Source organism: Pseudoalteromonas sp. (genome assembly GCF_036960685.1).
Classification (GTDB): Bacteria; Pseudomonadota; Gammaproteobacteria; order Enterobacterales; family Alteromonadaceae; genus Pseudoalteromonas.
The window spans coordinates 1-655 of the sequence record NZ_JBALXK010000068.1; the positions used below are offsets into that span (position 1 = coordinate 1).

At 38.2% G+C, this 655-nt stretch carries 2 protein-coding genes; both read right to left on the reverse strand.

What is annotated here, in order from left to right; translation table 11 throughout:
* A partial coding sequence (locus tag V7783_RS21065) for a hypothetical protein (RefSeq protein WP_335680388.1) occupies positions 1–306 on the reverse strand: 306 nt, incomplete at its 3' end.
* A gap of 89 nt (positions 307–395) precedes the next feature.
* Positions 396–655 (reverse strand): hypothetical protein (locus V7783_RS21070; RefSeq protein WP_335680389.1); only part of this gene is annotated, 260 nt, incomplete at its 5' end.

Genomic DNA, 655 nt, shown 5'->3' on the forward strand with positions numbered 1-655 from the left:
CTCTGCACCCATTGAATTTAAACTAGAACCTACAGCTAAATCTTTAATTTTACTGATACAGCGTTCTTTCTGCTCAGTGCTAATACCAATCTGATCCGCCACCGAAAATGCAACCCAGGATCCAGCTGTTGAATGAGTAATTAAACCTAATAATTCTTCTATGCGGCCAGCCTCGATGAATTCGACAGCCATAACATTCATTGCTTCTGCGGCAGCGTTCGCTTTCTTCACACTTGCTGGGTTGCCATAATTTGTATCAGCATGTATTTGAGCTAATTCGATAAATTTTTCGATGTTAATACTCATAAACAGTTAACGTTTGCCATAAGAGGCGGCATGAAATGCCGTCCGGCCCACGTCTTTTTGTGGGCCACTCTTAATGGCTTTGTTAGGGTTTAATCTATTGACCAAAATAACTCCAGTGTATGAAAGTTATTACCTTCAATAAAAGTAATCTCTATTAATTTTGACGAGTCATCTTCATCGTTTTGACTAATAAAGCTGTACATGCCAGAAAAATCACGTTCTAAATTTTCAATCAGGAAAGATACAAAATCCACAGTGTCAGGAGCTACTAAGCTAGTATAAGGTTCTACTAGGGCGCTTTCGAAAAATGACTCTATATTCTTTATTTCTTTCGAGTCTAATGTCTTAG